Here is a 7307-nt window from a genome sequence, read left to right on the forward strand (position 1 = left end):
GTTTGGACTTCGTTTGGCATGGTCTTGGCGGCAAACACTATCCCAATAGTCATTCCGTATGGTTCGGGAATGTCGGAAGGGTCTGGCGAATCCATTCGCTCCTCCGGCGGCCAAGCGGCCGGATCACGGGCCGTTCACTACGGGAGGCTGGGATGCTGATTCAATGGAAGCCGGTCTACGAAACCGGAGTCGATTTCGTCGATGACGATCACCGCAAGCTGGCCGGGATGGTCAACGGCCTCGCGGAGGCGCTGGCCGCCGGAAAGCTGGCGGAGATTCCCGATACCATGGTCGAGCTGGGCCGGTATTTCGAGCAACATTGCGCCCGTGAGGAAGCGGCCATGCGCAAGATCGGCTTTGCCGGTCTGGCGGAGCACAGCGAGGAGCACCGCAAGGTCAAGGAGCATATCGCCCGGCTGGCCGAGCGGGTTCGCCTCGATACTTCCGGCCCGGTGGTCGAATCGGCGGTGGAATTTCTCGGCCGCTGGTTCTTCGACCACGTGGTGGGCCAGGACCTGCAGTTGAAGGACGCCTATCAGGCCGCCGGCCTGGCGACGGGCCGCGGCAATCTGAGCCTGGTCGAGCGCGCCGATGCCTTCCTCGCCAGGTTCAAGGTGCGGACGCGCATCGTGGCCGCCGCCCTGATCCCGACCACGCTGGCCATCTGCGTCACGGTCTCGCTGATCCACGAGAAGTATGGGGTGGTCAAGGAGATGGAGAAGGTCGAGACCCTGGCCAGCCATGCCACCAGGGTGGGCGATCTGGTTCACGAACTGCAGCGCGAGCGGGGGATGACCGCCCTGATGCTGGGGGGCGACGCCGCGGCCAGGACCGAACTGTCCGGCCAGCGCGAGAAATCCGACCGGCAGCGGGTTCTGGTCACCGGCGCCGCCGTGGGGGGCTCCCTGGCCGGGCTGGCCGATATCGACCGGCTGCGCAGGGCCGTCGGCGACAACAGCCTGAAAACGGCGGAGATCATCGACGGCTATTCCGCCGCCATCACCAATCTGCTCGACGGCCTGGGGGACATCGCCCAGGGGTTGGACAGCGCACGGGTGACCAACCTGCTGACCGCCTATCTCAGCCTGGCCCACGGCAAGGAGCGGGCCGGGCAGGAACGGGCGGTGGGGGCCGCCGGTTTCTCCGATACCTTCCCGGAATGGCGCTACAAGCGCTTCGTCCAGCGCGCCGCCCAGGAGGACGCCTATTTCAGTACCTACCTGACCTTCGTGGACCCCGCCCGCCAGCGCAGCTTCAAGGAAACCCTGGGCGGCCAGGCCATGGCCGAATTCGAGGGCTTGCGCAACGCGGCCAAACTCGACCTTCCGTCGGGTTCGGTCAGCCCCGAGAAATGGTTCTCGGCGGCGACGAAGCGGCTGGAAGTCCTGAAGTCCCTGGAAAATGAAGCCGCCTCCGACCTTCTGGCGACCGCCACCGAAACCGGCGCATCGGCCAAGCGTGCCCTGACGGTGATCTCGGTGGTCATGGGAATCCTGCTGATCTTGGCCATGCTGCTCACCGCCATTATCGTCCGCAGCGTGGTCGGTCCCTTCCTGGCCCTGGCCGACACCATCCGCCGCATCGGCGACGGCGAGAAGGACATCCTGGTGCAGGGGACCGGCCGCCGCGACGAGATCGGCGAAATGGCCCGCACCATCATGGTGTTCCGCTCCGCCTTGCTGGCCAACGATTCCATGCAGGCCGAGCAGTCCCTCGAGCGGGCGTTCGGCGAGACCCGCATCCGCCGGCGCGAGGAGCTGACCCGCAGCTTCGACGCCAAGGTCTCGCAATTCGTCGGGGTGCTGGCGTCGTCCTCCACCGAACTGGTCGCCACCGCCCACGAAATGACCCGGGTGGCCGGCGACACCACCGACCGCTCGACCACCGTCGCCGCCGCTTCGGAACAGACCAGCGCCAATATCCAGACGGTGGCCTCGGCCGTCGAGGAACTGGCGGCCTCGGTGGGGGAGATCACCCGCCAGGTCGGGCATTCGGCCAGCATGTCGGCCGATGCCGTTCACGAGGCGGAGCGGACCGATGTCATCGTGGCGGGGCTCTCCGAGGCGGCCGACCGCATCGGGCAGGTGGTGCAGCTGATCAACAATATCGCCTCGCAGACCAACCTGCTGGCCTTGAACGCCACCATCGAGGCGGCGCGGGCCGGCGAGGCGGGCAAGGGCTTCACCGTGGTCGCCCACGAGGTCAAGCAACTGGCCCAGCAGACCGTCACCGCCACCACCGAGATCGGCGGCCAGATCAAGGCCATCCAGGACGCCACCAACGCCGCGGTCGATGCCATCCGCCACATCAGCGGCACCATCCGCGACATCAACGGCATCTCGACGGCCATCGCCAGCGCCGTGGAGCAGCAGAGCGCCGCCACTTCCGAAATCAGCCGCAATGTGCAGCAGGCGGCCAGGGGGGGCGAGGACGTCAACAACAACATCATCGACGTGTCGCAAGGGGCCACCCAGACCGGAGCGGCGGCCACCCAGGTGCTGCAGGCGGCCGGCGACGTCTCCAACCGCTCGGAAATGATCCGCGCCGAGGTGGAAGGCTTCCTGTCGGAAATCCGCGCGGCGTAACGGAAGACGCGGCTAAGGTTCCCGGCCATCGGGACACAGGGAAAGCGCCCGGCGGGTCAAGGATTCGCCGGGCGCTTTGTTCCGTTCGCGCCGCAAGGAGCCCCGTGGTTGAAATAGCGGTCCACGGGGCCATTCATATCGGCGGGCAGGCCGCCGGTTACAGTAATTGAATGCGGGGCCGATACGACATAAGCTCGCTTGGGATCATCTTCTTCGACTCGGAGGAACGGAGTCGCAGGTTTTGCGCGCAGGGGTCGGGGGTTAATGGCTGTTTCAGTGGAATTCAGCGTTACGGACATTCTGTGCCGGGATGACGAAACAACGTTGTCGCGGGGTCTGACCTCCGAGGATGGGGCGGTGCTGGCACGTACCTCTTCCTTCGATCGCCCCACGCGGGCGACGGTCGGGCGGCTGCGCCACGAATTCGCGCTCAGGACCGAACTCCAGCCGGCCTGGGCGGCCGTTCCCCTGGCCCTGGACGAGACGTCCGTCCGCCTGATGCTGATCATGAGCGATCCGGGGGGCGAGCCTTTGACCAGGCTGATCGCCGCCCGCTCCGGGGCGCTGCGCCAGGCCGACGTGACCCGTCTGCTGCGCCTGGCGGCGCTTTTGGCCCGCGCCCTGGAAGAGGTCCATGCCGCCGGCTTGATCCACAAGGACATCAAGCCGGACACCATCCTGGCCGACGAGGCCGCCGGCCGAATCGCCTTCACCGGCTTCGGCTTCACCTCGCCGCTGTGCCGTGAACAGCGCCACAGCCGAGCCATCGAAAGCATCTCCGGGACCTTCGCCTACATGGCCCCGGAGCAGACGGGGCGTATGAACCGCTCGGTGGATTCGCGCTCGGACCTCTATTCCCTGGGCATCGTCCTCTACGAGCTGTTTACCGGCCTGCACCCGTTTTCCGCCCAGGATTCCATGGAATGGGTGCACTGCCATATCGCCCGCCAGCCCAGCCCGCCGCATGAGCGGGTGATGGAGGTGCCCGTCCAGGTTTCCGCCATCATCATGAAGCTCGTGGCCAAGACGGCCGAGGGCCGCTACCAGACGGCGGGCGGCCTGGCCGCCGACCTGGAGCGCTGCGCGGCGGAGTGGCGGGAACGGGGGGGTATCCCGGATTTCCCGTTGGGCGATCACGACCATTCCGGCATCCTGACCATTCCCGAGCGCCTCTACGGCCGCGAGGCGGAATCCCGGACCCTGCTGGACGCCTTCCAGCGCGTGGCGGAGGGCGGGACGTCCGAGCTGGTCCTGGTCTCCGGCTATTCGGGAATCGGCAAGTCGGCCCTGGTCAATCAGATCCATCCGGCCATGGTCGAGCGCGACGGCATGTTCGGAGTCGGCAAGTTCGAACAGCACAAGCGCAACATCCCCTATGCCACCTTCGCCCAGGCCTTCCACGGTCTGATCCAGCCGATCCTCTCGACGCCGGAATCGGATATCCGCCGCTGGCGCGAGGCGTTCCTGGACGCCCTGGGCCAGAACGGCGGCCTGATTATCGAGCTGATCCCCCAGCTCGAACTGGTGGTGGGTGAACAGCCGCCCATTCCGGAACTGCCGCCCGGCGAGGCGCAGGTCCGCTTCCTGGCCGCGTTCCGCCGCTTTGTCTCGGTCCTGGCGCGGCCGGAGCAGCCGCTGGTGCTGTTCCTTGACGACCTGCAGTGGATGGACAGCGGCTCCATGAAGCTGCTGGAGCATCTGATGACGCATCCGGAAATGCGTCATTTGCTGCTGATCGGCAGCTATCGCGACAATGAGGTGGATTCCTCCCATCCCGTGATGCTGTCGGTGGAGACGATCCGCAAGGCCGGACGGCGGGTGGAGGACATCGTTCTCAGGCCGCTGGGGGAAGGCGACCTGAGCCAACTGGTCACCGACACCCTGCGCTGCGGCCCGGAGATGGCGGCGCCGTTGATCCGCCTGATCCACCGGAAGACCGGGGGCAATCCGTTCTTCGCCATCCAGTTCCTGGCGACCCTGGCGGACGAGCGGCTCCTGTGGTTCGACCCGCCGGGCGGACGGTGGGCCTGGGACCTGGAGCGCATCGCCGCCCTGGGGTTCAGCGACAACGTCGTCATGCTGATGGCCGCCAAGCTGCGCCGCCTGCCCGAGGCGGAACTGGCGGAGCTGCGCCGTATCGCCTGCCTGGGCAACGGAACAACCCTCGGCATGCTGTCCATGGTCTACGACCGCCCCGCCAATGAAGGGCTGGCCAGCATCCAGAAGGCCATCCAGGCCGGCTTCCTGATCAGCGCCGGCGACCGTCTGATCTTTGCCCATGACCGCATCCAGGAAGCGGCCTATCTCTCTATTCCCATCGACGAGATGGTCGCGGCCCACTTGCGGATCGGCCGGCGCATGCTCGAGCGGTTGCCGCCGGCCGAGATCGAGGACCGGCTGTTCGACGTGGTTCATCACCTGAATCTGGGGCGCCATCTGCTGTCCGACCGGGCGGAGCGCGACAATCTGTCGCGGCTGAACGGCCTGGCGGGCCGCAAGGCGAAACTGTCGGCGGCCCATGCCTCGGCCCGGACCTATTTCGATCTGGCGCGAAGCCTGCTGGCCGAGGATTGCTGGGCGGGCAATCACGACGAAGCCTTCGCCCTGTTCCTCGATCTGTCGGAATGCGAGTATCTGGTCGGCAACCATGCCGAGGCGGACCACCTGTTCGAGATGCTGCTGGGCAAGGCGACCACCGACGACCAGAGCGCCAAGGTCTGGCGCCTGCGTTTCCGCATGTTCATGGTGTCGGGCCGGTTCGGCGACGCCGTGGCGGTGGCCATCACGGCCCTGGAGCGTTTCGGCCTCGTCTGCCCCGAGACGGAAGCCGAAACCGCCCAAGCGGTGGACGAGGCCCGGCGGGAGCTGGCCGACCTCCTCGGCGGGCGGGACGTCGCCGCCCTGGTCGGTCTGCCCGAGTGCCGCCTTCCGTCGGTGCGGGCGCTGATCGGCGTCATCGCCGACGCCATTCCGGCCGTCTACCATGTGCGGCCCATGCTGTATCCCTTCCTGGGGCTGACGGCCATCAACCTGTCGCTGCGCCACGGGATGACCGAGGATTCCAGCGCGGCGTTCTCCGGCTATTCCGTCTCCCTGGTCGGGCGCTTCGAGGAGTTCAGGAGCGGGCTGGACTTCTCGCAGCTGGCGCTGAAGCTCGGCGAGCGGTTCGACAGCGCACCGCTGCGCGGCACCTTGCTGTTCCGGCATGGCTATTTCGTCACGCCGTGGACGAAACCCATCGCCACCATCATGCCGGTCCTGGAGGAAACCTTTCGGACCTGCCTGGACACCGGCAACCTGATCTACGCCGCCTATGTGGCCTATGCTTCCGGCTGGATGCTGTTCGAGAAGGGCGAGCCGCTCGACGTGGTGCTGGCCCATATGCGCAAGTACATGCCGTTCGCCCGCAATGCCCGCATTCCCTTCGCGGTCCTGATGTTGCGGCTGCAGGAACTGTTCATCGCCGGTCTCCAGGGCGTCGAACTCGAGGTCACGCCCGGCGTGGCCGGAGCGGACGGCGCCGAGGCCTCGTATCGGGGGCTGGAGGGTACCGCCCACGGCTATGGCATCGCCTTCCATCACGTGGTCCGGCAGGTCACTCCCTATCTGATGGGAGATTACGGCGAGGCCTTGCGCCTCGCCCGCGAGACCGCGGTGCTGGCCCCCAAGATCTCCTCCTCGGTGATCGAGTCCTCGCACCATTTCTTCGGCGCCCTGGCCATCACCGCGCTCCACCCCGGCGCCGATGAGCCGCGCCGGGCCGAAATGGCCCCCTGGCTGGCCGAGCACCGGCGCAAGCTCCGGCTATGGGCCGAGCATTGCCCGGAAACCTTCCTGGCGAGGTCCATGCTGGTGGAGGCCGAAATCGCCGCCATCGATGGCGGCGGCAACGGCGCCATGCGGCTTTACGAGGACGCCATCCTCGCCGCCCGCGATTTCGGGCAATTGCACTGCGAGGCCATCGCCAACGAGCGTGCCGGTCAATTCTGCATACAGCAGGGATTGCCCAGCATCGCCGAGAACTACATGCGCAATGCCCGCTACTGCTATTCCCGATGGGGAGCCCAGGCCAAGGTACGGCAGCTGGACCAGCTCTTCCCGCGGCTGGCGGATTCCGCCGCCGCCTCCCAGGCCGGCAAGGTTGGCGACCTGGACCTGATGACCGTCATCAAGGCCCAGCAGGCGGTCTCCGGCGAGATCGTGCTGGATAAGCTGGTCGAATCATTGCTGCGTATCGTGGTCGAACATGCCGGAGCCGATCGCGGCCTGCTGATCCTGCGTCATGGAGAGATGTTCCGCATCGCGGCCGAGGCGATGGTCGAGGGCGATCTGATCGCGGTGTCAACCTGTGCCGCATCTCCCACTTCGGATGATCTGCCGCTGACCGTCTTCCAATATGTGGTGCGTACCCGCGAGCGGGTGGTCATCGACAATGCCGGCGGCCCCAACACTTTCATGACGGAAAGCTATGCCGGCCGCAGCGGCGTCAAATCGGCGATGTGCCTGCCGGTGGTCACCCACGGGGCGCTGTCGGGAGTGCTCTATCTGGAGAACCATCTGGCGGCGGGGGTGTTTACCCGCAACCGCGTCATGGTGCTCGACCTGCTGGCCACCCAGGCCTCCATCTCGCTGGAAAACGCCCTGCTCTATACCGAGATGGAAGAGCGGGTCCGCGACCGCACCCGTGAACTGGCCGCGTCGCTGGCCACGGTCAAGACGGCC

The 7307-nt window shown here is 66.7% G+C and carries 2 protein-coding genes; both read left to right on the plus strand.

All coding sequences use genetic code 11. The features are described 5' to 3' along the window. Positions 1-152: 152 nt before the first annotated feature. The gene (locus H261_RS17870) at positions 153-2585 is read left to right on the plus strand and encodes a nitrate- and nitrite sensing domain-containing protein (RefSeq protein ID WP_008620302.1); all 2433 of its coding nucleotides are present in this window, start codon (positions 153-155) and stop codon (positions 2583-2585) included. Positions 2586-2942: 357 nt separating this feature from the next. Continuing rightward, positions 2943-7307, plus strand: a 4365-nt coding sequence (locus H261_RS17875) for an AAA family ATPase (protein WP_008620303.1), incomplete at its 3' end; no start/stop codon positions are given.

The organism is Paramagnetospirillum caucaseum (assembly GCF_000342045.1).
In the GTDB taxonomy this organism is placed as follows: Bacteria; Pseudomonadota; Alphaproteobacteria; order Rhodospirillales; family Magnetospirillaceae; genus Phaeospirillum; species Phaeospirillum caucaseum.